The organism is Cohnella silvisoli, assembly GCF_021190915.1.
Lineage (GTDB): Bacteria > Bacillota > Bacilli > Paenibacillales > Paenibacillaceae > Cohnella > Cohnella silvisoli.
On the sequence record NZ_JAIOAP010000020.1, the window covers coordinates 122,200 to 146,259 of the forward strand.

General features: G+C 50.8%; 14 protein-coding genes. 12 read left to right on the plus strand and 2 right to left on the minus strand.

Annotated elements, in window-relative coordinates; genetic code table 11:
- Nucleotides 1-108 precede the first annotated feature (108 nt).
- From K7P76_RS28865 to K7P76_RS28880, 4 genes are read left to right on the plus strand one after another with little or no spacing between them, the layout of a single operon-like run.
- On the plus strand, nucleotides 109-951 hold the full coding sequence (locus tag K7P76_RS28865) for a class I fructose-bisphosphate aldolase (protein ID WP_232189537.1): 843 nt from the start codon (nucleotides 109-111) through the stop codon (nucleotides 949-951).
- Entirely contained in the window at nucleotides 951-2,117 is a 1,167-nt protein-coding gene (locus K7P76_RS28870; protein ID WP_232189538.1) for a Gfo/Idh/MocA family protein, read from the plus strand. Before K7P76_RS28865 ends, K7P76_RS28870 begins: the two co-directional genes overlap by 1 nt.
- Nucleotides 2,114-3,331: a carbohydrate kinase family protein gene (locus tag K7P76_RS28875; RefSeq protein ID WP_232189539.1), complete on the plus strand. Its 1,218-nt coding sequence runs from the start codon at nucleotides 2,114-2,116 to the stop codon at nucleotides 3,329-3,331. The genes K7P76_RS28870 and K7P76_RS28875 overlap by 4 nt, the downstream gene beginning before the upstream one ends.
- 21 nt (nucleotides 3,332-3,352) lie before the next feature.
- Entirely contained in the window at nucleotides 3,353-3,904 is a 552-nt protein-coding gene (locus K7P76_RS28880; protein WP_232189540.1) for a D-lyxose/D-mannose family sugar isomerase, read from the plus strand.
- A gap of 194 nt (nucleotides 3,905-4,098) precedes the next feature.
- Here K7P76_RS28880 and K7P76_RS28885 read toward each other — a convergent pair whose 3' ends face one another.
- Together K7P76_RS28885 and K7P76_RS28890 are read right to left on the minus strand one after the other, a co-directional pair.
- The gene (locus tag K7P76_RS28885) at nucleotides 4,099-4,977 is read right to left on the minus strand and encodes a carbohydrate ABC transporter permease (protein ID WP_232189541.1); all 879 of its coding nucleotides are present in this window, start codon (nucleotides 4,975-4,977) and stop codon (nucleotides 4,099-4,101) included.
- Between the two features lie 13 nt (nucleotides 4,978-4,990).
- Nucleotides 4,991-5,848, minus strand: coding sequence for an ABC transporter permease (locus K7P76_RS28890; protein WP_232189555.1), 858 nt, complete (start codon nucleotides 5,846-5,848; stop codon nucleotides 4,991-4,993).
- 222 nt (nucleotides 5,849-6,070) lie between these two features.
- Here K7P76_RS28890 and K7P76_RS28895 point away from each other — a divergent pair, with 222 nt between their 5' ends.
- The 8 genes from K7P76_RS28895 to K7P76_RS28930 all read left to right on the plus strand — a co-directional run bounded on the left by K7P76_RS28895 (nucleotide 6,071) and on the right by K7P76_RS28930 (nucleotide 23,832).
- Nucleotides 6,071-7,762, plus strand: a complete 1,692-nt coding sequence (locus K7P76_RS28895; RefSeq protein ID WP_232189542.1) for a sensor histidine kinase — start codon at nucleotides 6,071-6,073, stop codon at nucleotides 7,760-7,762.
- A gap of 19 nt (nucleotides 7,763-7,781) precedes the next feature.
- A complete protein-coding gene (locus tag K7P76_RS28900) occupies nucleotides 7,782-9,431 on the plus strand; it encodes a response regulator (RefSeq protein WP_232189543.1) in 1,650 nt (549 codons plus the stop codon).
- Nucleotides 9,432-9,538: 107 nt separating this feature from the next.
- Nucleotides 9,539-11,242, plus strand: coding sequence for an extracellular solute-binding protein (locus tag K7P76_RS28905; RefSeq protein ID WP_232189544.1), 1,704 nt, complete (start codon nucleotides 9,539-9,541; stop codon nucleotides 11,240-11,242).
- Between the two features lie 15 nt (nucleotides 11,243-11,257).
- Nucleotides 11,258-12,349 carry a sialidase family protein gene (locus K7P76_RS28910; RefSeq protein WP_232189545.1) on the plus strand — a complete coding sequence of 364 codons (1,092 nt, stop codon included), beginning with the start codon at nucleotides 11,258-11,260 and terminating at the stop codon, nucleotides 12,347-12,349.
- A 78-nt stretch (nucleotides 12,350-12,427) separates the two neighbouring features.
- Nucleotides 12,428-14,866 (plus strand): Ig-like domain-containing protein, encoded by a 2,439-nt coding sequence (locus tag K7P76_RS28915; RefSeq protein WP_232189546.1) that lies wholly within the window; start codon nucleotides 12,428-12,430, stop codon nucleotides 14,864-14,866.
- Nucleotides 14,867-15,181: 315 nt separating this feature from the next.
- A complete protein-coding gene (locus K7P76_RS28920; protein ID WP_232189547.1) occupies nucleotides 15,182-18,202 on the plus strand; it encodes a histidine kinase in 3,021 nt (1,006 codons plus the stop codon).
- A gap of 174 nt (nucleotides 18,203-18,376) precedes the next feature.
- The gene (locus K7P76_RS28925) at nucleotides 18,377-22,552 is read left to right on the plus strand and encodes an NHL domain-containing protein (protein ID WP_232189548.1); all 4,176 of its coding nucleotides are present in this window, start codon (nucleotides 18,377-18,379) and stop codon (nucleotides 22,550-22,552) included.
- 134 nt (nucleotides 22,553-22,686) lie between these two features.
- Complete coding sequence (locus tag K7P76_RS28930; RefSeq protein ID WP_232189550.1) at nucleotides 22,687-23,832, plus strand: response regulator; 1,146 nt, start codon at nucleotides 22,687-22,689, stop codon at nucleotides 23,830-23,832.
- Nucleotides 23,833-24,060: the final 228 nt, after the last annotated feature.

The following is a 24,060-nucleotide window of genomic DNA, read 5'->3' on the forward strand; positions in this document are numbered from 1 at the left end:
TTATAATTAATATTTTCGTATTTCATAGACTAAAATGTTCTTTTGTTATACTATTATGTTACAAACAAACATATTTGCGAAACGAAAAACAGAGGAGATGTCGTTAAAATGTCTACGAAAGCCAGATTGAATCGGATGTTCAGTGCCCAAGGGAAATGCTTTGACGTTGCCATAGATCATGGTTTCTTCAATGAGTATTCCTTTCTGGCAGGCATAGAGAATATGAAGGGCGCGATCGAAACGGTCGTTAAAGCGGGACCGGATTGCATTCAATTGAGTACGGGTCAGGCAAAGCTGTTGCAAGAAATTCCGGGTAAACAGAAGCCTGGACTCGTGCTGAGAACCGACGCTGCCAATATATACGGGAATGTGCTGCCAAGATTTCTGTTCAGCGAGCTAATCGATCGTGCGATCGAGCAAGCCGTTCGGTGGGATGCCGTCGCGGTTTGCGTTAACTTGCTGCTGCTTCCCGGCCAACCGGAATTGCATCACCAATGCGTGCGCAATATTACGCTCCTTAAATCGGAATGCGAGAAATACGGAATGCCTCTTATGGTAGAACCGCTGGTCATGCTTCCGAATGAAGAAAAAGGCGGTTATATGGTAGATGGGGATATCCGCAAGATCATGCCGCTTGTTCGACAAGGCGTGGAGCTTGGCGCGGACGTAATTAAGGCCGATCCATCAGACGACGTGACCGAGTACCACCGCGTAATTGAGGTAGCATCCGGTGTTCCCGTCTTGGTTCGAGGCGGCGGACGGGCAAGCGACGAGGAGATCGTAAACCGCACGGTGGAATTAATGAAGCAGGGAGCTTCCGGTATCGTATACGGTCGCAACGTTATCCAACACCCTAATCCGGGCGGAATGACATCCGCTTTAATGAGCATTGTCCATGAAGGGGCTGCTGCCGAGCAAGCTTTGGCGATTCTGAAGGGAGGCCGAGTCTAATGGCGAAAAAAATCATTCCATTCGGCGTCATCGGCTGCGGGCTGATGGGCAAGGAATTCGCAAGCGCAGCGGCGCGTTGGTGCCATCTTACGGGCGTAGATTTCGAACCGCGCATCGTGGCGGTGTGCGACGCTATGCCAGCGGCAACGCAGTGGTTTGAAGAGAACGTCCCAAGCGTGAAGAAAGCCTACACGGACTACAAGGATTTGCTGGCTGACCCTTCGGTGGAGGCAATTTACTGCGCGGTTCCTCATAACTTACACGAGCAAATCTATATCGATATCATTAAGGCCGGCAAGCATCTTCTCGGAGAGAAGCCGTTCGGCATCGACCGGAAGGCGAACGAAGCTATTGCGGCAGCGATTAAAGCGAACCCTCAGGTCGTTGTGCGCAGCTCCTCCGAATTCCCGTTTTATCCGGGCGCGCAGCAGATCGTTCAATGGGTAAACGAAGGCAAGTTCGGCAAGATCATCGAAGTTGAAGCCGGCTTCTGGCACTCTAGCGATCTTGATCCGACCAAGCCGATCAATTGGAAGCGCCGCATCGCCACGAACGGGGAATACGGCTGCATGGGCGATCTCGGGCTTCATGTGCTTCATCTGCCGCTCCGCTTCGGCTGGAAACCGGCTAACGTGAGAGCGCTGCTCTCCAAGATCGTTGAAGAACGCCCGGACGGCAAAGGCGGAACCGCGCCTTGCGAGACATGGGACAATGCGATTCTGGCTTGCGACGTTAAGACGGGAGACCAGCAATTCCCGATGGTGCTGTCCACCAAACGGATTGCGCCGGGTCATGCGAATACGTGGTTTATCCGGGTCCAAGGAACCGAATTATCCGCAGAATTCACGACGAAGAACCCTAAGCAAGTCGCATCTCTTCCTTACAAGCCAGGCGGGCAACAGGCTTGGCATGTCGTAGACGCGCCTTACAAATCCGCATACGGAACGATTACGGGCGGTATATTCGAATTCGGCTTCTCGGATTCCATCCTGCAAATGTGGGCTGCCTTCTGCGATGAAGTTGTGCATGGCACCCAAGGCATGTCTCAGCCATTCACCTGCGCGTTGCCTGAAGAAGCAGCCGGCAGCCATCGCCTCTTTACGGCAGCTCTCGAATCTCAAAGAACGGGTGGAACGGCTGTCGTTGACTGGGGATCCTTCACGTGAGCGGGGCCCGAACAACCGCTGCCGAAATCGTAATAGCCGGTCATATTTGTCTCGACGTTATTCCGGCAATACATGGCAGCAAACAAGGCCAAAGCATCGTAGAACTGCTTGTTCCCGGTAAACTGGTCGACATCGGGCCGGCGCATTTGTCCAACGGCGGAGCCGTGTCCAACACGGGCCTCGCCTTGCATAGGCTTGGATTTCCGGTTAAACTCATGGGCAAGGTAGGGGACGATCTTTTCGGCGATGCGATATTGAAAATTCTGAAGGGCTACGGCGAAGAGTTGGCTGACGGCATGATCGTGGCTCCGAACGAGCATAGCTCTTATACGATTGTCATCAGTCCGCCTGGGGTGGATCGGATTTTCCTGCACTGTACCGGGGCGAACGACACTTTTACTGCGGATGATGTATCTACCGCTTCCTTGAAGGAAGCAAGGCTGTTCCATTTCGGCTACCCGCCGCTTATGCGCAAGATGTATGAAGACGAGGGTGCCGAGCTGGAACGTCTGTTATCCGCAGCTAAGGCTCAAGGCCTGACCATATCGCTCGATCTGGCGCGGCCGGACCCCGATTCGCCAGCCGGACAGGCAAATTGGAAAGCCATCTTGGCCCGCGTACTTCCTTTCGTCGATGTGTTTCTACCGAGTTTCGAAGAAATTTTATATATGCTTCGTCCAGACAAATATCGCGAGTTGTCCGTGCTTCACGGAACAACCGAGTTGCTGGCATTCGCGGATGGTCCGCTGCTTGGATCGCTCTCCGAAGAATTGATAGGGATGGGTGCTGCGTTAGTCGGATTAAAGCTAGGGGAGCATGGCCTTTACTTGCGGACAACGGCAAACCGGGATCGTCTGCTGGGCATGGGCTTGTGCGCGCCGAATGAGGAAAGAGCGGTTGCCTGGCAAGACCGGGAGCTGCTCGCTCCTTGTTATAAGGTGGATGTAGTCGGCACGACTGGAGCGGGAGACTGTACGATAGCCGGTTTTCTTGCCGGTTTGGCCAAAGGGCTTGCGATTGAGGAAGTGCTGCTAGCTGCGGTAGGCACGGGAGCATGCAATGTGGAGCAAGCAGATGCGGTAAGCGGTATACCGAGCTGGTCCGATGTCCAGCGACGGATCGCATCGGGTTGGAAGCAGCGCGAAGCGGCTCTCTCATTGCCGGAATGGTCTTATGAAAGCAAACACGGAATATGGGAGTTAAAAAAAGCCTGATGAAGCGGAGGGGAAGTCCGTATGACGATATTGCGAAGCGAAGTAAGGCAGGCGCAGCAACTTGCTTCTGAGCTGTTTGCCCGTGCCGGCATCGTACTGACTGCCGGGGAACGCGAGAACATCGAGGTAGCGGGATTTGGGCTTGGGAATCTGCAAGAGCAAGGCCTCGAACTGATTACTTACGTCAACACGGACCGCTACTGTGCGAAGGAACTCGTACTTTTTCCGCGGCAAACGTGTCCCGAGCATCTTCATCCTCCAGTGAACGGGGAGCCCGGCAAGATGGAAACTTTCCGTTGCCGTTGGGGCAGCGTGTTCCTGTACGTAGAAGGGGAGCCGACGCCGAATATCCAGGCGGCTATTCCCCCTGGAAGCAAGGCCAGCTACACTGTGTTTAATGAAATCGTACTTCATCCCGGCGAGCAATATACGATTCCTCCGGGAGTAAAGCATTGGTTTCAAGGAGGACCGGAAGGCTCGATCGTATCGGAGTTTTCCAGTACGAGCCGAGACGAGTTCGACATCTTCACGGATCCGGCAATCGAGAGAATGCCGGTCATCATCGAAGACTAACTAGAAGCAGCTTGCGGTAGGAACACTCCTACGGCAAGCTGCTTCTTTTTCCGACGAGCAAAAACTTTGCATGTTGGAAAATGGAATTAAAATTCCGGAAGGTGCTCTACAAATTAGTTAACAAAGTTAAGGTTAAAAAGTTAACCGTATTAACGCCTGAATTAATGATTAGCAACTCAGGGAAGAAAACGTATTTACTCTTTAACAGCACCTATAACAACGCCTTTAACGAAAAACTTTTGCAGGAAAGGATAAACGACCAGCACTGGCAGCGCACCGATGAAGATTTGAGCCGCTTTGACAGTTCGGTCGGAAATGTCTCCCAGAGACGCCGGATTAAGCGCCAGGGAAGCGAAGTTCAAATCGACAATAATGTTTTGCAGCAAGGTGGCGAGCGGCCATCTATCTGGATTGCTTAAGTAAATCAGGCCATCAAACCAAGCGTTCCAATGTGTAACTAGAGTAAACAATGATAGGGTGACGATGGAGGGAAGCGATACGGGCAGGTATACGTAAAACAATGTTCTGAGTTGACCTGCTCCGTCGATTAGGGCAGCTTCTTCCAGATCTTTCGGAATCCCTCTGAAAAAATTTAGCATCAGAATGATGTTCCACACGTTGACCAGCATGGGAAGAATGAGCGCCCAGATGGAATTCAAAAGATGTAATTTCTGTATCACGATGTAGGTAGGGACAAGTCCTCCGTTAAACAGCATCGTAATGACGAAAAACCACATGTAAACAGATTGGCGCCCAAACGAGCTCTTAGATTTGGACAGCGGGTAAGCGGTCAGTAGAGTGATCGTCATACCAAGGCTTACTCCAAGCGCGGAACGCTCAATGGAAATGAGTAGCGAACGGATGAATCGTTCGTTGCCAAACGTTTTCTGATAGGCATCCACAGTAAACTCTTTAGGCCATAGAAAGACAAGGTTGCCGGAGGAAGGAGCTTTCCCGCTGAACGAGACAGCCAACACATGTATCATGGGCAATATGCAAAGAATGGTTAAGGCTGCAAGAAATGCAATGATGAGCAAGTAGGCGGCCTGATATGACTTCGATTTATAATACATTTTATTTCTCTCCCTAGAAGATCCGATAGTTAGCCCATTTTAAGGCAGCGCGATAAGCCGATAGGATTAGAATCAATCCGACCACCGATTTAAACATTCCCATCGCCGCCCCGAAGCTTAATTCCCCATTCAAAATCCCGATGCGATACACGAACGTATCAATGATGTCACCCTTGTCATAGACGATCGGACTATACATGTTAAAGATTTGATCGAAGTTTGCGTTTAGCACGTTCCCAAGCGATAAGGTCAGCAGTACGACGACAATCGGCATGATGGACGGAACAGTAATGTACAAGGTCTGCCTCCATCTGCTGGCTCCATCGATTTCCGCAGCTTCATAAAGAGCGGGATTTACTCCTGCCAGAGCAGCCAAAAACACAATTGTTCCAAAGCCGAATTCTTTCCATACATCGGACACAACGACGATAAAGCGGAAGAGGGTGCCGTCGGACAAAAAAGCGATTGGTTTGATGTGGAACAGAGTAACCAATGCTTTATTGACGATTCCGTTTACGGACAATATATCGAGCAGAATGCCGCTGAATATGACCCAGGATAAAAAATGCGGTAAATACACGATCGTCTGAATTGTACGTTTGAACCACATCTGCCGCACTTCGTTTAGGAGCAAGGCGAAGAACAGCGGTGCGGCAAGGCCGGCGACGATTTTCATTCCGGAGATAGCCAGTGTATTCCAGATAACCTGCGGCCCGTCTTCCCGTTCGAATATATATCGAAAGTGATCGAGACCGACCCACGGCGATCGAAAGAAACCAAGCCACGGTTTATAATCTTGAAATGCCGATACCAATCCCAATATGGGTAAATAGGCAAAAAGAAGGGTCAGGAAAACAGCGGGCAATAACATGGCGTCAAAAATCCATGTGGTTCGTGCGGATCTTACATGTCTTTCCAACCTCACAGCACATTCCTCCAACAAAATTCTCTTTACATCTTCTCGACTTTCATTATTGTAATAGTAATCAGGAACGGGCTGATATAAGAAATCCTTTACCTCTTCTTACGTTTTGTTGAGGTGAAGTACCAATGGGGAGGGGCCATGCAGTTCAAGGGGAGTATTTTTCGGAAAATGATCGTCCTAATTGTCGTGCTGCTGTTACCTGTCATGACTTTATACATTTATTTCAACAAAGTTTCGGAGAGCAATACAAAACGGGAAATTCAAAACTCCGCTTTGGGGCGTTTGGCGTTTTTCCTCTCTCAGGTAGAAGCTAATGTTGACCGCATGACGTTTTCCGCCGGACAAATCAGCCGCGACCCGAGTTTGCTTGAGCTTCAGGTCATTAATCTGGGCATCGATTATTTCGATAAGGTGAAGACAGTGAATAGTCTTTATCAGAAAGTTCAAATGCTCAGCTCGTCGAATAAATGGGATAACCAAATCACCGTATACGTTCCGCAGACGAAAGATATGATTACGACAGGAGGGCAGGAGAGCGACGAGGAGGCCATTACCACTCACGCAGATAGGGCAGGTTGGGTACACCAGCAAACCAAAATCAACAACAATCGAGTTCCAGGTTTTAGGTATCGGTTGGTTGTGCCGGATAATGCTTGGGAGCAGCCTGAGACTGCCGATTTTGTCATCGACGTCAGCTTTCCGGATTCCAGTCTTCAGACCATGCTTGACCAGTTCAAGTTCGGCAACCAAGGTGATCCGTTCTTTTACAATCCGCAAGCGGGTACCATACTAAACAGAAGCGCTGATGATCCGGTCATACGGGAAATTGCTAATGTTTTGGGCGAGCAGCCAGCCGACAATGGGGGTAAAAGCAGTGAAATATCGATCGGAGGAAGCCGTTACGTTATTCAAACGATCTATTCCCCGATGCTTAAGTGGTATTTGGTAGACTACTATCCCTTGGAAAAAGCTTTCTCCCCCATACGAACGAGCCGAATTATTTTTTACATATCCATAACCATGCTTTTTCTTATGGGCGTAATTGCTACCGCCATGTTTTACCGGCATGTACAATTTCCGATTCGCGAGCTTGTCCGGGGGGTGCAAAAGCTGAAGAGAGGGGATTATTCCGCCAGAATCGGAGGGAAACAAAATTCGGAGTTCGATTTCCTGTTCGAGCGCTTTAATGATATGGCTGCGGAGATGAAGAAGCTTATAGAGAACGTCTACGAGGAGAAACTGCGGTCACGAGATGCGGTGTTAAAGCAGCTCCAATCGCAGATCAATCCTCATTTTCTATACAATTGCCTAAGCTTTATTAAAAATATGGCAACCCTTGGAAACGAAGAGGCGGTGGAAAAGATGGCCGTCAACCTGGGCGATTTTTACAGATATGCGACACGTTCGGAAAACCGCTTGGCAGCGCTGCGGGACGAATTGCAATTTGTAGATCATTACTTGTCCATTCAGCGGTTGCGCACACCCAAGTTCCGGTATGAAGTTTCCGTTCCCGAACAAATGTTGGAGCTTCAGGTACCGCGGCTTATGCTCCAGCCTATTGTAGAGAACGCGGTTATATACGGGATTGAAGGGAAAGTAGAGGCAGGTATGCTTACGATTACAGCAGAAAAGCATGACCAACAATTCATTCTGACGGTGGAAGATGATGGGAAGGGCATGTCCCTTGAGAAAATGAGAGAGTTGCAGTCGACACTTAGCCAACCGCTGAGCGAAGAGATGGGTTGCGGTTTATGGAACGTGCATCAGCGTCTGCAGCTTGAGTTTGGCCATAATGCCGGGCTGATCTTCTTCGCTTCCGAGCTCGGTGGACTAGGTGTTCGGCTTTACTGGTCACTATGAAAGAAGGGAATGAAGCCGAATGTACCAATTATTGATAGTTGATGACGAAGCATCTGTAGCGGACAGTCTGGAAATGATCATTTCAGCTCAGGATATGGGCATAGAAATGCTTCATAAAGCATCATCGGGGAACGAAGCGCTCGAGATTCTGAACCGGTATCCGATCGATATCGTGATAACGGATATTCGCATGCCCGAGATGTCAGGAATCGAGCTGTCGCAGGAAATTCACAGCCGGTGGAAGCATACCGATGTCATTTTTCTGTCCGGATATTCCGATTTTGAATATGCCAAGCATGCCATCGAGATTCAGGCTGCGGATTACATCGTCAAACCTTTTCGTAACGAACGGGTCCTGAATACGCTCCGCAACGTAATCGAACGGAAAGAAAAAGAGTGGCAGACGAGCTACTCCTATCAGACGGCGCTCTACACGCTCCAGGAAAATATGCCTTCCCTGCGAAGCAACTTGCTGAACAATATGCTGAGAGGAAAAAAGTATGCCGGTGAAGCGATCGACAAAAAGGCAGACGCATTAAAGCTCCCTTTCCGGGATGGAGAAGACTTCATCATGATGCTGGTGAGATTGGAGAGTGAATTTCAACATTACGAGCCTGAGGATTTGTCCTTGATGGAGTTTTCCATCACCAATATAGCGGAAGAAGTGTTTGACCCCTATTTTCGTCTATGGCACAGCAAGGACATGTACGAATACCTTGTATTTCTGGTAAGGCCAGAACCGGATCGAATCGAACAAACCTTGAAGAAGGCGCCTACCAAGTCCTATATCCTGAAGCTGGCGGAAAAGCTGGCAACTGAAATGCAGAACAACGTCAAGAAATGTTTACAAGGGAGTATTTCCGTGCTGGCCGGTCCTTGGGGACAATTTCCCGCGGATGTGAGAAAGGCATATGACGTTGCTTTGTCGTTTTTCCGCAATAAAATCGGTACGGAGCAAGGGCTTGTTTTTTCCTACATCGATGAAAATGAGGTTCCCGGGCGTATTCGCAATGTCAGCTCTTTGTATGAATCCCCTACGTTTAACTATTTGTTTGAGTTGGGTAGATGGGACGAAGCAAGGTCCAAGCTAGATGACGTCTTTCAGGAATGGGAGTCGCTCGGCGGATATTCCGAGGAGCATGGACTTGAAATATTCTGGGCCATTTCCTCCTCGCTTGCTTATATTCTTCATAAAAACGGCCACCATCTCTACGAGGTGATGGGGATGGATACGGAAATCTACGGAAACGCGAATTCATCGCGTAACCCGGCCAAACTGCGAGCTTGGTGCATAAACGTCTTGGAGCTTCTGAGGCAAGGTTTGGAGCGGGAAAACAAAGATTCGCGCAGCTCGCTCGTGCGGCAGGTTCAGGAATATGTGGGCAGGCGGCTTGCGGAAGACGTTTCATTGCAGGCCATTTCCGATCATGTGAACCTGAATCCATCCTACCTTTCACGTATATACAAGATCGAAACGGGCGAGGGACTGAGTCACTATTTGTATCGGTTGAGGATGGAAAAAGCGGCTTATTATCTGAAAAATACGGATTTGAAAATCTATGAGATCACATCGAAGTTAGGCTATCAATATACGCCTTATTTTAACAAGGTATTCAAGCAATTTTTCGGCGTGACCCCGCAAGAATATCGGGGAGATAAGGAAGGGTAGGAAAAAAGATTATAAGCAAATGTAAAGGAATTCTTCTATTTCGTCCCAACCCTTATCCGGTACAGTAATCCTGTAACTATTAACTTTGGAAGATAGGGGAGTAAACGATGGCAAAGAGGAAACGATGGGCGATTACCTTTCTTGCCCTTGTGCTGGTCATGAGCGTTATGGCGGCATGCAGCGGTAAGAACGAAACCTCCGGCGGACAGGACACCGGCTCGAAACCGACGGAAACCGGCAGCACAGCTAGTGTTGAGAAAGAAGAATCCCCGTTGAAAAACGGTAAGTTTGACCCCGAGGTCACGGTGACGACATGGGGATGTTACGGTAAGGATACCAAATTCAAAGACGGCGATACGTTCGAGAAAAATGTGGCTACCGAGTGGATGAAAACGAATCTGGGCATCAATTTCAAGTATTCTTGGACTAGTCCTTGGGAAAATGACGCCTGTGCAACCAAGATGCGGCTCGCTCTTTCCTCCGGCGAACAACTGCCGGACGTCGTATTTGTTCCGGCGGACGACAAAGGCCGTGTCCTCATTGCAAGCCTCATCGAAACCGGAAATTTCATGGATGTCAACGAAGTGTTCGACAAATACGCTTCCGACAAGTACAAAGACATCTTAACGAATCATCCGGAGCTGTGGACATTTGCAATGAAGGACGGCAAGCATTACGGCATTCCGCTGACGTACGATCCGTTCGGCAATGCCCCCCTTCTCTATATCCGCGAGGACTGGCTGAAGAAGCTTAACCTGCAGCAGCCGAAAACGATCGACGATCTGGAGAAGGTGATGGATGCCTTCACGAATCAGGATCCTGACGGTAATGGCAAGAAAGATACGTATGGTTTGGCGCTTGCAACGAAATACAGCTTGCTGGGAGAAACCTTTGCCTCGACGGGATGGATATTCGGCGCGTATGGTACCGTGCCGACCTATTGGATTAAAACCGCGGATGGCAGTCTCCAATACGGATCCATTCAGCCCGGAGCCAAAGAAGCCCTAAGCAAGCTTAGAAGCTGGTATGAGAAAGGATACCTGGATCCCGAATTCGCTTCGAAGGATGCCGGTAAAGAAGTGGAGTTAGTTACATCCGGTAAAGCGGGAATCATTAACGGGCCTTACTGGCTGCCGATTTGGCCGCTGCCCGATCTTCAGAAGAACGTGCCTGGCGCCACCATGCTGCCGACGATGTTGCCAGAGGGTCCCGAAGGCAAGCCGGGATTTAACGGAAGCGACGCGCTGCTTGGCGTGTACTTAATCAATAAAAACGCGGAACACCCGGAAGCGATTACGGTATTCCTGAACAAACTGCTTGAGGCCAATCTGCACTTGAAGGGCTCCAATGTGGAGAACGGTTTCGTAGAAGGTTTCGACTACGTCATGGAAAACGGTAAACCGAAAGTTTCCACGGAGTATCGCATCGACAAATTGCTGATCGGCAATAACGCTCCAAACGTTCCGGAGAAAAACGTGGAAACTCTTGCTTACTTAGCTACCGGAGCGGAGCCAAGAGACGGCTACGAGTTGAACAGCATGCAGTATAAAGCCGCTCATATACCAGGATCCATTATTCAAAAGGAGATCCCGTTTGAAATCAAGAACTCCTTTACCGGAGCAAACACTCCGACGATGGTGTCCAAGATGGAAGCGCTGAAGAAGATGGAAACCGAAGTATTTACGAAAATCATCTACGGCAAAGCGCCATTGGATTCGTTTGATGATTTCGTATCGAAATGGAAGTCCTCCGGAGGGGACCAAATGACGAAGGAAGTTAACGATTGGTACGTGAGTATAAACAAAAAATAAAAACGGAGTGCCGCTATGAATGGAACCGATTATGAAAGTAAGGATTTAGCCTTGCAGCCGGTTCGGCCGGACACGGCACCTGGGCCTGCATATGCGGATAATACAAGACAATGGCAGGGTATTCCAGGTATCGAACGATCGCGGAACGGTCGGCTGTGGGTGACTTTCTACAGCGGGGGAACTGACGAGGGCCCGGACAATTATGTGGTGTTGGTGAATAGTGACGATGACGGGAAAACATGGTCCAAACCGCTATTGATCATCGATCCTCCGGGACAGGTAAGAGCTTATGATCCTTGTTTGTGGTGCGATCCTCAAGATAGGCTTTGGTTATTCTGGGCGCAAAGTTATGGCTGGTTCGATGGCCGCTGCGGTGTATGGGCAGCGGTCTGCACAACCCCGGAAAGCACGATACCTGCATGGTCCGAGCCGCGGCGGATTGCCAACGGAATTATGATGAATAAGCCCACCGTATTGACTACAGGAGAATGGTTGCTTCCGGCGGCAATTTGGGATTGTCAGAGTTCCGATCTTAATGTTATAGCCGAAGAACGTTTTTCCAATGTGATTTGTTCAACGGATCAAGGAGAAACGTTCTCCATCCTAGGAAATGCGAATATTCCAAACAGGTGCTTTGACGAGCATATGATCGTGGAGCGTAATAACGGCAGCCTCTGGATGTTGGTCCGACTTTATGACGGAATTGGCGAAAGTGTCTCATTGGATCGTGGGAAAACGTGGAGTGCCGGGAGTAAAACAAATATCGAAGGGCCGAATTCCCGTTTTTTTATTCGCAGATTAAGATCCGGGCGTTTACTTCTCATTAATCATAACGGGTATATAGGGAGAAACAATTTGACAGCCATGCTTTCGGAAGATGAAGGAGCAACTTGGCAAGGATACTTGCTGCTCGACGATAGATCGAATGTATCCTATCCGGACGGCGTGCAGGCAGAAGATGGCACGATATATATCGTATATGACCGAGAGCGTTACATCGAGAGAGAGATTGTGATGGCGGTGTTTACAGAGGAAGATGTGCTGCTTGGGCAATGCGTTTCTAACAAGGCAAGGTTACAGGTAATAGTGAACAAAGCAGGCTCATAAAGCCGAATCGGGAAAATTCGCAATTTCCTTATTAGTGGAAATGTAAGCGGTTAAATCACTTGAACAGGAGGAACAAAGATGAAACGAGCGAGCTTGTGGATTTGCTTGCTAGGCTTCACAGTCATGGCAGGATTGAGCTCCGGCAGTACCGTATTTGCGGAATCGTCCTCCGCTCTGAATGAATTTCCCATCGGGATTTTCTATCAGCCGCCCGCCCAAGAAAGAACGGATACCCGTTATGCGGAAATACGCGATATGAATGCGAATTTCGTCGTAACGGGAAAGGATACGAAAACGCTTGGAGCCAATAAGTGGCTGTTGGAGAAGGCTGCCGTCAACGGGTTGAAGGTGCTGGTCGAAGACCTGGGAACCCGTTGGAATAAAACTGAGCTGATCTACCAGAGACAAGGTAACCTAAACGTGATGCTGGATAAAGATCATCCGATCGGTCAGACGTTTAAGACTCCTAACTCTCAGGAAAAGTGGGATATTGAGCATGTCTCGATCCAAGTAGACTCGTCCCTGTTGATGAACAATGTTACAGTGACGCTAAGCGTGTACGACAGCCCGAGCAAGAACACGCTCATCGGCGCCGCGAGCATTTCCGGACCGGTTTCAGTGCCGTATCCGGAATTCAAAATCAATAAATGGCTGGAAAACATCAATACGACGTATTATCTGGAATTAACGACGGATTCGGTGAGCGGCATCCCGGTTAAAGCTTCCAGCAGCGACAAGTATGCAGATGGCGCGCTCTATGCAAATGGAATACAACAGCCCGGAGATTTATTGTTCGAAATGAACATGATTCATTGGAAAGCGGGTCTTTCCGCAACGGAAATTCCTTCGGATACGTATTTGCAAGCGCTGACCGATTATTACAAATCGAATCCCGCGCTTCTCGGATATTTATTATACGACGAGCCGTCACCCAAATTGTTCGCAAATCTGAACACGGTAACGAACAAGTTGAAATCATATGATCCGGATCATATGGTGTACGTGAATTTGGCGGGAGCCGGCGCTGTTTCGGATAAGAATTTAGATGGAAACGACGTAACTCCGACGAGTTCGATCGGTCAAACGTTCAGAACGGGAGACATAAATAACATAACTTCTCTTCAGTTATGGATAGACAACGGTTCGTGGGGGGCCGGCGAAGCATTGACGCTTACGTTGTGGGACTCCCCCGCGAAAGCGACCAAGATTGCGGAAAGTACGCTTTCAACCGCGCCAACCTCTTACTGGGCAACGTTCCCTTTCAATAATGCCAATGTCAGTCCGAATACAATGTATTACTTCGAACTGACACATAACGGAGGCGGCGACCAAAAGATAGGTTGGGTTATTCGGTCGGTTATCGGTGAAGACTGGGAGGAAGGAACGGCTTATTTAGCCGGTCAACCGATTAACTCGGATTGGTGGTTTGCCATTAATGGAGAAGACAAATCACTTAAAGAGTATGAGTCTATCGTGAGACGGTGGGCGGACACCCATCCGGATGTACTGTCGTTTGACGCTTATCCGTATAGAATAGATGGAGGCTTGGATGAATACGGGATTCATTCCAGCTATTATCCGACACTTGAAGCGATGAGGAAAGTTTCCGTCGAGAAAGGAATTGACGTTTGGTCAAATATCCAAAGTGTCGGGTTAGCGAATGTAATGAAGGTACCAACGGAAGCTGATATGCGATATCAAATTTACTCGAACCTTGCGTATGGAGTTAAAGGATTGATTTATTTCACATATTGGACGCCGCCGAATGAGTGGGGGGAACAATTCGATAACGGGATTGTCGATGCCAACGGTAATAGAACGGACAAGTACAACTATGCAAAAGCAGCTAACGCGGACGTCTTGAAGCTGGGTCCGACATTATTGAAGCTGAATTCGCAGGCCGTGTATCATACCGGTCCGACCCTGCCGGTTTCCACGACCGCTCTCCCGGGAAATTTCTATTGGCAGTTGTCAAATCCGGCACAATCGACGGTTATCGGTTCCTTCATCGATGCTGTCGCACGGAAATATGTGATGGTCGTCAACAAGGATCGCACAAATTCGCAAAATATCGCCTTCATGCTTCCCGGTAAACCGCAGTCGGTCAAAGAAGTATCCAAAACAACCGGGACGGAAGTCGTCACGAATTACAACAGGTTCACGGGTAATTTGTCCGCCGACTTTGCTCCGGGCGAAGGAAAGCTGTTCGTCATAGATGAAGTTACGGCAAATCTGGCACCTGTCGCTCACGATTCTGCGCTCAGCACGAAGAGAAATACGCCTATCAGCAGCACGCTTAATGCCAGTGATGCCGATCAAGATCCGCTTAGATACAGCATTGTGGCAAACGGAAAAAAGGGTACAGCCACGATAGTCGATGCGGAGTCCGGGACATTTACTTATACGCCCAAGAATAAGGGAGTGTCAGGAGAAGACACGATAAAATTCAAGGCCGATGATGGTATCGGAATTTCTAATATCGGTACTGTAACGATTACGATAAGGAAAGAGAAGTAAAGTTGGCCTTGTATTCGTTCAACATCGCCGGTTGAATAAGTAACTGTGGAGGGACCAAGTTCTAGTGGAACGTGGTCCCTTTTTCGTGTTTGTGAATATTCGGATTCAATTTGCGATTCCTCCCGATTATCCAAGAATCCCCCACCTCAGAGCTACAACGCAGGTGGCGGGAGTGTTTAATAATGGTATTATAATCTAATGTGATTAAACATACATAACCTGGGGGAGTTTCGCTCAGGCAGCCGGGCAGTTGAGATTCATGACGGCAGGTTATTCCGGAACTCCGAAAAGCCGAAGGAGGCTCCTTGCGGTAAGATGCTCAAAGACAAATTTCTGATCGGAATTCTCGCGCTCACGGCCATCGTCGGGATCATGATGGGGCTGTCCGCCATGCCCGGGAAAAATGCGCCTGCGGTGAACAAAGGCGTTTTGGATTTAAGCGGTTGGAATCCCGGCGAGTCGGGCAACATTTCGCTGGACGGACAATGGGAGTTCTTTCCGAACCAGTTGCTGGTTCCCGGCGAGTCCGGCGGCTTGCTTACGAAGCGGCAATACCTTCTCGTACCGGGAAAATGGGATGGACAGCCGGATGGCAAGGGCGGGACGATGAAAGGCCACGGTTACGGAACGTACAGGCTCCTCATCCGGAATGCCCCTGCGGATCGGATGCTGGCTCTTTCCAAACATTACGCCCGCTTCTCGGACAAGCTGTACGTGGATAGGGCTTTGGCGGGAGAGTCCGGGAAAACCGGCACGACGCGGGAACAATACGTTCCGCGCAACGAGCCTTATACGGTTTTTTTCCGCGCGGGGAGCGACGAAGTTGAAGTTTTACTGCAGGTGGCCAATTTCGACTACAAGAACGGCGGAATAAGCGATTCCCTGTATTTCGGGCTGGGCAAGGAGATGGAAACGAGAAAAAGCTTCCAAACCGGTCTCGAGCTGATGGGAACCTTCTTCTTTTTGTTTTTTGCCTTATTGTTCGTCTTTCTATATGTCGGATTCCACCGGAATTCGTTTTTTCTTCTGTTCGGGACGTTTTTCTTCTTTTTTGCGATAAGCGTCATTACCAATGGGGAGCGGCTGTTCCTGCAGTTTTTACCGGATATTCCGTTTGAATGGGCCTTCAAGATCAAGAACGTGTCCGTTTTTTTGACGCCGGCCTTGCTATTCTTTATGACATGGAAGTGGTTTAAGGCGGCGGCCGTTCGCCATCTGTTTCTGTTCACCGCGGCGGCTCTATTCCTGTACTGCGTCGCCATTGCAATCCTGCCGTTCCGTGTGTATTCCGCTCTTCTGGATGCCGTTTACCTGGGTTTTACGCTGATCTGCGCCATCCTGGCCGTTTTCTTGCTGATGTCTTACGTCTCCGGTCGGTTCGGTTCTTTGGACAAGCGGCAGCTTCAGATGCATTTCTCGGCTGTCTGGTCCACTTTGCTAACCGCAATAATCGCCATTCTGAACAGCGAGAACGTTATCCCGATGGAGTTGGCGAATACGACCGTCCTCCTTTTTCTCTTCTTTATCTCGCTGCTGCTCATTCATCAATACGCGGGCGCGTATTCTGCCATGAGGAAGCTCACGAATCAACTGCAAGCCATGGACAGGATGAAGGACGAATTTCTGCTCATTACTTCCCATGAGTTGAATACTCCGCTCCATGGCATAATCAACCTGTCGCAGTCTTTGCTTAAGACGCCTTTGCGCAAGGCAGCCGAAGACGGCATGAAGGAGAAGCTGCAGACGATCCGGAATACCGCATATCGCATGTCCAACATGGTCAAGGACATCATCGACGTTGCCAGGATCAAGGATGGGAAAATGGAAGTAACCGTCGGAAAGATGGATTTAGCCACTTGCATTTCGGTCGTGATCGAAGTATTTGATTTTCTCGCCAAGGGAAAGAACACGGTGCTTGACCATCAAATCGCCCCCGACGCAAGATTTGTCATGGCGGACGAAAACCGGCTGATGCAGGTGCTCTACAACGCGATCAGCCACAGCTTGCAGCAAGGGCAGGATGGGGTTGTTACGATCGGCAGCAATCGGAGAGACCAAAGCGTCGTTATGACGATCCGGAATTCAGCCGTACTTGGCAAGGCGACCGACAATAACGCGGCGGAACAGGCGGGAGACAACGGATTTTCCGTCGGCATGTCGATCGTTCACGAGTTGATGGAATTGATGGGCGGAACGTTCGAGTCGCGCGACGATCGGGAGATCGAACTGGTCTTGCCCGCGGCTTGGGAAGGAGGAATCGGGGAAGCCGAAGCGGCTGCCGCATCCGAAGCGTTGCCCGCGAAGATCGGCGCCAAGGACGAGGGAGCCAAGGCGGAAGCTTCTAAAATCATGATCGCTTCCGCGGATCCGGTCGACGTGGAGCATCTGTACGGCATGTTGTCGATGGAAGGGTTCGACGTCGTCTGCGCGGGCTCGGACAAGGAGGTTTTCTCGCATATTACGCGAATGGATCGGCCGGACCTTGTCCTCCTCGACGTTAGACTTCCTGATCTGAACGGGTATGAATTGTGTAGACGGATCCGCCGACATTTTACGCAGATGGAATTACCGGTGTTGTTCATCAGCGCCCGAATGACGCCTGCCGACATCGAAGCGGGCATCGCCGCGGGCGGTAGCGATTTTATCGCAAGACCGCTGGATGCGGGAGAAATTCGAGTTCGGGTCAATACGCTGATGTCCATGAAACGGCTGGTCAAGGAAGCGACCGTGAACGAAATGGCTTTTCTGCGCTCGCAGATCAAGCCGCATTTTCTCTACAATGCTTTGGGCACGATCATGTCGCTTTGTTATACGGACGGCGCCAGAGCTGGAGAGCTGTTGAGCACGTTCAGCCGGTACTTGCGGATCATTTTCCATATGGACAATACGGAAGAAACCGTCAAGCTCAGCAAGGAAATGGAGCTCATCCAGGCCTACGTCGATATCGAAAAAGAAAGGTTCGGCGAGCGCGTCCGCGTAGAGTTCGACGTGGATGATCAGTTGTATGGCTGCCAGGTCATGCCGCTTACGATCGAACCGCTCGTCGAGAACGCCATTCGTCACGGGGTATCCAAGAAGGTGAGCGGCGGTACGGTTCGGTTGACGATTCGCAAGCAGGGCGGATTCGTTCAGGTCGTGGTGGAGGATGACGGGGTCGGCATGACGGAGGTTCAGGTGCAGTCGATTTTGGATAGCAGCGGCAAACAGGAACAAGGAGTCGGATTCCGGAACATCATGCGCCGTGTGGCGCATTTGACCGGCAAACAGCCGGTCGTGGAAAGCGAGAGGGGCAAGGGCACGAAGGTCACGATTTGGCTGCCGCTTTCTTATTCGTGACGGGGGACGCTGAATAATAGCAAGAAGCATTTACGGCTCGTCCATTAGCGGACGGGCCGTTTGCCGTTTTTCGCGGTCGTAAAGGTGTTAAGCGTTTGTTAAGCGGGATGCTGTAATCTATTGTCGAAAAAGGTCGAATACAACATCAGACGGAATGAATAAGGAGGTACGGATATGAGAGGATTTTGGAAAAAAGCCAAGATAACGATTCTGGCCATACTTGTGGGCATTGGCGTTATGCCCGTATGGCCTGCCCTGGGAGGAGGCAATGCCTATGCTGCCGAAAGCAGTTGGGGAAGCGTGGGCAGGGCCGGATTTTCAAATGCCGTGGCATCATACACATCGTTGTATGTATACAATGGCAGCGGCACATCTATCCCTTATGTGGCTTTTCAGGATTGGACGAGTGGAAAAGCCACGGTGATGAAGTATGTTAGCGGAAGTTGGGCGGTCGTTGGCGACGCCGGATTTTCGACAAACGAGGCAATTGACTTATCGTTGTTCGTGTACAATGCGGGCGGCACGCCTATCCCTTACTTGGCCTTTCGGGATGAAGTAACCGGCAAGGCTACGGTAATGAAGTTTGCCGATAACGGAAGCGGGACATTCAGTTGGGCTCAGGTTGGCGGCGCCGTCTCGACCCACGCGGCAACCGATCTATCGTTGTATGTCGAAAGCGGAACGCCTCATGTGGCCTATCAAGATGGAACGGATAACAAGGGCTACGCGAAGTATTATTACAGCGACTGGGATTCATGGGAAGACGAATTATCCTCCGCAAGCTCGTTTTCAGATGATACGGCATCGGCATCTGATATTTCGCTGTATGTAAATGATAGCGGCTACCCTGTCGTAGCCTATCGGGATGGCGCGAGTGGCAATAAAGTCACCGTGAAGACAATATACGACGTTTGGACCACCATAGGCTCGCCTGGATTTTCGACCAATGCGGCATCTGACATCTCGCTGGATGTGGATAATGGCGTCTTTTATGTGGCCTATCGGGATGAAGCGAACGGTTTGACGGTGATGAAGTACGACGAAAGCGCGGGATCCGGCTGGGTGCCGGTGGGCAGCGCCGATTTTACGGGCGGTCCGGCAAGTTACGTGTCCCTGGATGTGGATAATGGCATTCCCTATGTAGCCTATCAGGATGGATTGACGGCTGACAATAAAGCTACGGTGATGAAGTTTGACGGGAGCGCAGGAACCGGCTGGGTGCCGGTGGGCAGCCCTAGATTTTCGGCTGGGGTTACCTATTTTACGTCATTGGACGTGGTTAACGGTATCCCCTATGTGGCCTATATGGATGCTGGGAACGACAATAAAGCAACTGTTATGACCTATTCTGCGCCGGCGCCGGCTTACGCGATTGAGGCGTTGACCGACCTGACCTTTGCATCGCTGTCAGAGGGCTACGCTTCGGGATCGCAGCAGATAAAGACGATCACGGTGACGCGGACGGGGACGAGCGACCTGATCCACCTTGCGGCAGCTTTAAACGGCACGAATGCGAGCAACTTTACGATCACGCCGCCGGCGGCAACGACGCTGAATGATACAACGCCTTCTACGACATTTACGCTCAAAGCCAAAGACGGACTGCCCGCCGGAACGTATACGGCGACGATAACGGTAACGGCTGACTCGCTGACGCCTGTCACCTTTACGGTGATGCAGGTGGTGAAGGCTCCGCCGAAAACCATTATTACGATCGCAGGGACTGGAATCGAAGGGTACTCGGGTGATGGCGGAGCGGCAACTTCGGCCCAATTGAATTATCCTGAAGGGGTTGCCGTAGATAGCAGCGGGAATGTGTATATCGTAGATACGGACAATCACCTTATCCGTAAAATCGATGCGATTACAAGAAAGATCAGCACGGTCGCGGGAACGGGAACACAAGGATACTCGGGAGACGACGGAGACGCGACATTGGCGGAATTGAACACGCCTGAGGGAGTTGTCGTGGACAAAGACGGCAATTTGTACATCGCGGATTTTGAAAATAACCGTGTCCGCAAGGTGGATAAGCTCAGCGGAGAGATCAGCACGATCGCCGGAACGGGAGACGCCGGTTATTCGGGAGATGACGAAGCGGCAACCGCGGCGGAATTGGACGGCCCTATAGCAGTCGCCTTGGACAGCAGCGAAAACTTGTACATCGCCGATTTACACAATTCTACGATCCGCAAGGTGGACAAGCTCAGCGGAGAGATCAGCACAATCGCGGGGACCGGCGCTTCCTGGTACTCGGGAGACGGCGGACCTGCGACCGATGCACAATTGAATTACCCCCGCGGAGTGGTCGTCGATGGCAGCGGGAATGTGTATATCGTAGACCGGGACAATGAACGGATCCGCAAGGTCGATGCGGCCAGCGGAACGATCAGCACGATCGCGGGAACCGGCGTTGCCGGGTACTCTGGTGACGGCGGGCATGCGACCGAAGCGCAATTGAATCAACCGCGCGGTATCGCGTTGGACCGGAACGGGAATTTGTTGATTGCCGATAAGGGGAACAACCGCATCCGGATGATCGATATGGTCAAGGGGAGCATCATCACGATCGCCGGAACGGGAGCTGACGGTTATTCGGGAGACGGCGGAGCGGCGACTTCGGCGGATTTGAACTCCCCGTACGGAGTCGCAGCGGACAGCAGCGGAAATGTGTATATCGCCGACAAGGATAATCAACGTCTCCGCAAGCTTGTCGATGCCTTGTACACCGTCAATTACAATGACAACGACAGCACCGGAGGAAGCATTCCGACCGACGGCGGCATTTATGATCCGGGAGCACCGGTCAAAGTGCTTGGCAACACCGGGAATCTGGCGAAGACAGGTTATACATTCGCTGGATGGAACACTCAAGCGAACGGAAACGGTACGAGCTACGCAGCAGGGGCCACGTTCGCTATGGGCTCGTCCAACGTGATACTGTTCGCGAAGTGGACGCTCAACAGCAGCAGCAGCAGCGGCGGGGGTGGCGGTGGTAGCGGCATTCCATCATCGCAAAAGGAAATCATCACGGTAGACGTGAAGGACGGCACGAAGGGCAATGGCGAGGTCGTATCGAAAGCGACGATCGAACGGACGACCGACGCGAACGGCCGGAAGAAAGACGACGTGACGTTCACGAACGAGCAGGCGTCGAAGACCGCCGAGCAATTGAAGGCGTCCGGTTCGAACACCGCGAAGTTGGTCGTTCCCGATCCGAAGGACGAAGTGTCGGAGCTTAACGTAGTATTGCCGAAGACGTCGACATCGACGCTTGCGGAAAACGGGTTGAACCTCGAGATTTTCACGCCGAATGCGCGTATCGTAATCCCGAGCTCATCCTTGCAAGGACTGGGCGGCGATAAGTACTTCCGGCTTGTGCCGGTCAAGACGGCGAGCGAGCGTGAAGCTGTAGAGGAACGCGCTCGGACGGAGCAGATCGTGCGCGTCGTCGCGGGCAACGACAACGTCGAAATCGTCGGTCGTCCGATGACGATCGAGACGAATATGCAGAGCCGCCGCGTCACGCTTGTGCTGCCGCTAAATGACGTTTCGTTAACCGAAGATCAGCTCAAGGATCTAGGCATCTACATCGAGCATAGTGACGGTACGAAAGAACTGGTCAAAGGCGAAATCGTCCCGTACGATGGAAGCGGAAAACGCGGCATTCAATTCACCGTCAACAAGTTCAGTACGTTTGCGGTCGTTCATATGGAGGGCTGGCTGAAATCCCTGACGGATGGATCGGCGCATAAAGCGTACATCGCAGGTTATCCGGACGGCACGTTCGGTCCGGATAGAAACATTACCCGCGCGGAAATGGCAGCGATTCTGGCGCGCTTATTCGACAAAGACAAGAAGCAAGCGTCCACAATCTATGCGGATGTCACGGCAACGTATTGGGCGAGGGCCGCCATCGATAAAGACACGGCAATGGGCTTGATGATCGGTTACACGGACGGCAGCTTCAAGCCGGAAGCGTCGATCAGCCGCGCGGAAATGGCAAGCGTCGTGGCCCGGTTGTTAGACAGCTCATCAAGCGAAAGCGGCGGAAGCTTCTCGGATATTAGCGGCCATTGGGCGCAGGCGGCTATCGAGAAAGCGAAAGCGGCGGGAATCATTAACGGCTATGAGGACGGAACCTTCCGTCCGGAACAGTTGCTTACCCGCGCGGAAGCGGTCGCGATGATCAACAAACTGCTAGGCAGAGGCCCGTTATCCGGCGCGGAACGGAAGTGGAAGGACGTGCCGGAGAAATATTGGGCTTACGGACACATTCAGGAAGCTTCCGTCGATCATTCGTTTGAGAAAAAGACGGACGGCGAGGAAAAATACCTTCCTTTGCCTTAACGCGATGCCGTTGAGACACTGCCTTCTCGGAGACAGTGTCTCTTTTCTTTCGCGGCGTTTCGGCGCTTTTATGAAGAGAAATATCGTATACTCAAAGGGTAAAAGTACGATTTCTAAGGATCGGTGAGAGCAAGATGATCAAAGCGTTTTTGGTAGATGACGAGGAGCCTGCGCTCCATCTTTTGGCGCTGTTTCTGGAACAGAACGGCGAGGTGGAAGTGATCGGCCGTTCAAGCAACGGGATCGACGCGTTAAAACAACTGCGCACGCTCCGTCCGGACGTGCTGTTTCTGGATATCGAGATGCCGGAGATGAGCGGTTTGGAGCTCGCGGAAATCGTAAGCAACGAAAACCGGGAGCTTCAAATCGTTTTCGTAACCGCCTACGATCAGTACGCCATCTCGGCTTTCGAACAATCCGCCCTCGATTACGTTCTGAAACCGTTGGAACGGGAGCGATTGTCCAAGACGATCGCCAAAATTCGGCGTGAGGCGGACCGCAACAAGCTGATCGGGGAAGCGGCCGTCGGGATCGTCGCAAATGCCGCAAGCGCCAGGCTGAGCATCCGGCTGCTCGGCGATTTTTTCGCGGGCATTGAAGGAGGAACCAGTTTCAAATGGCGGACGGCGAAAGAAAAAGAATTGCTCGCCCTTCTGGCCGTTCATGGCGGCAGCCACATTCATCGCGATCTGATCATCGATCAATTATGGCCGGATGATCCCTACGGGAAAGCGAAGATCTATTTGCATACCTGCGTCAGCTTATTGAGAAAGCATTTTAAGGAGCTTGGATTTGATGGAATACTGAAATACGAGAAAGAAAGCTACTACCTGGAATCGGAACGGATAGATGTGGACGTGCAAACGTTAAAACAAGGACTGATGATATCGGATAAGGAAGGCCGTTACTCCCCCTCGGAACTAGAGAGGTGCTTGTCGCTCTATCGAGGACCATTGCTGCATGACGAAGATTATCTCTGGGCGAATCCAGAAGCCGAGATGCTGGACCGGCTGGCAACTCAATGGCGGATCAAGCTCGCCGAGGCTTATCTGGAGCGTCAGGAATACGAAAGGTCGATTGCGTCGGTGCAGCTTGCGATCGATCATTCCCCATATAACGAAGAGGCCTATCGGATATTGATGAGGGGATATCATGCTTTGGGGAGGAACCACGAGGTGCTGCTGGCCTATCGAACGCTTGTGGAAAAGCTTGAAGAGCTGCAAATCCAACCTTCGGCGGTGACTAAGATTCTCTTCGAAAGACTGGGCCACTCAAATTGAAAGAGGCTGTCCCATAAGTAAGCTTATGGGCAGCTTCTTTACTGTTTCTATCGATTATGGTTTTTGCGGGGGTGTATCTCCTTCCGGTTGCTGTTGGAATCGTGAAATCTGAATAGGTAAACTCGTAACAAGGAGATTTCACGATTCCAAAGGCAAACGCTGTCGCTCCTACAGGAGATACACCCCCTCTTTTTTTCATCGATTAAAGCAAAATAAGCCCATAAGAAC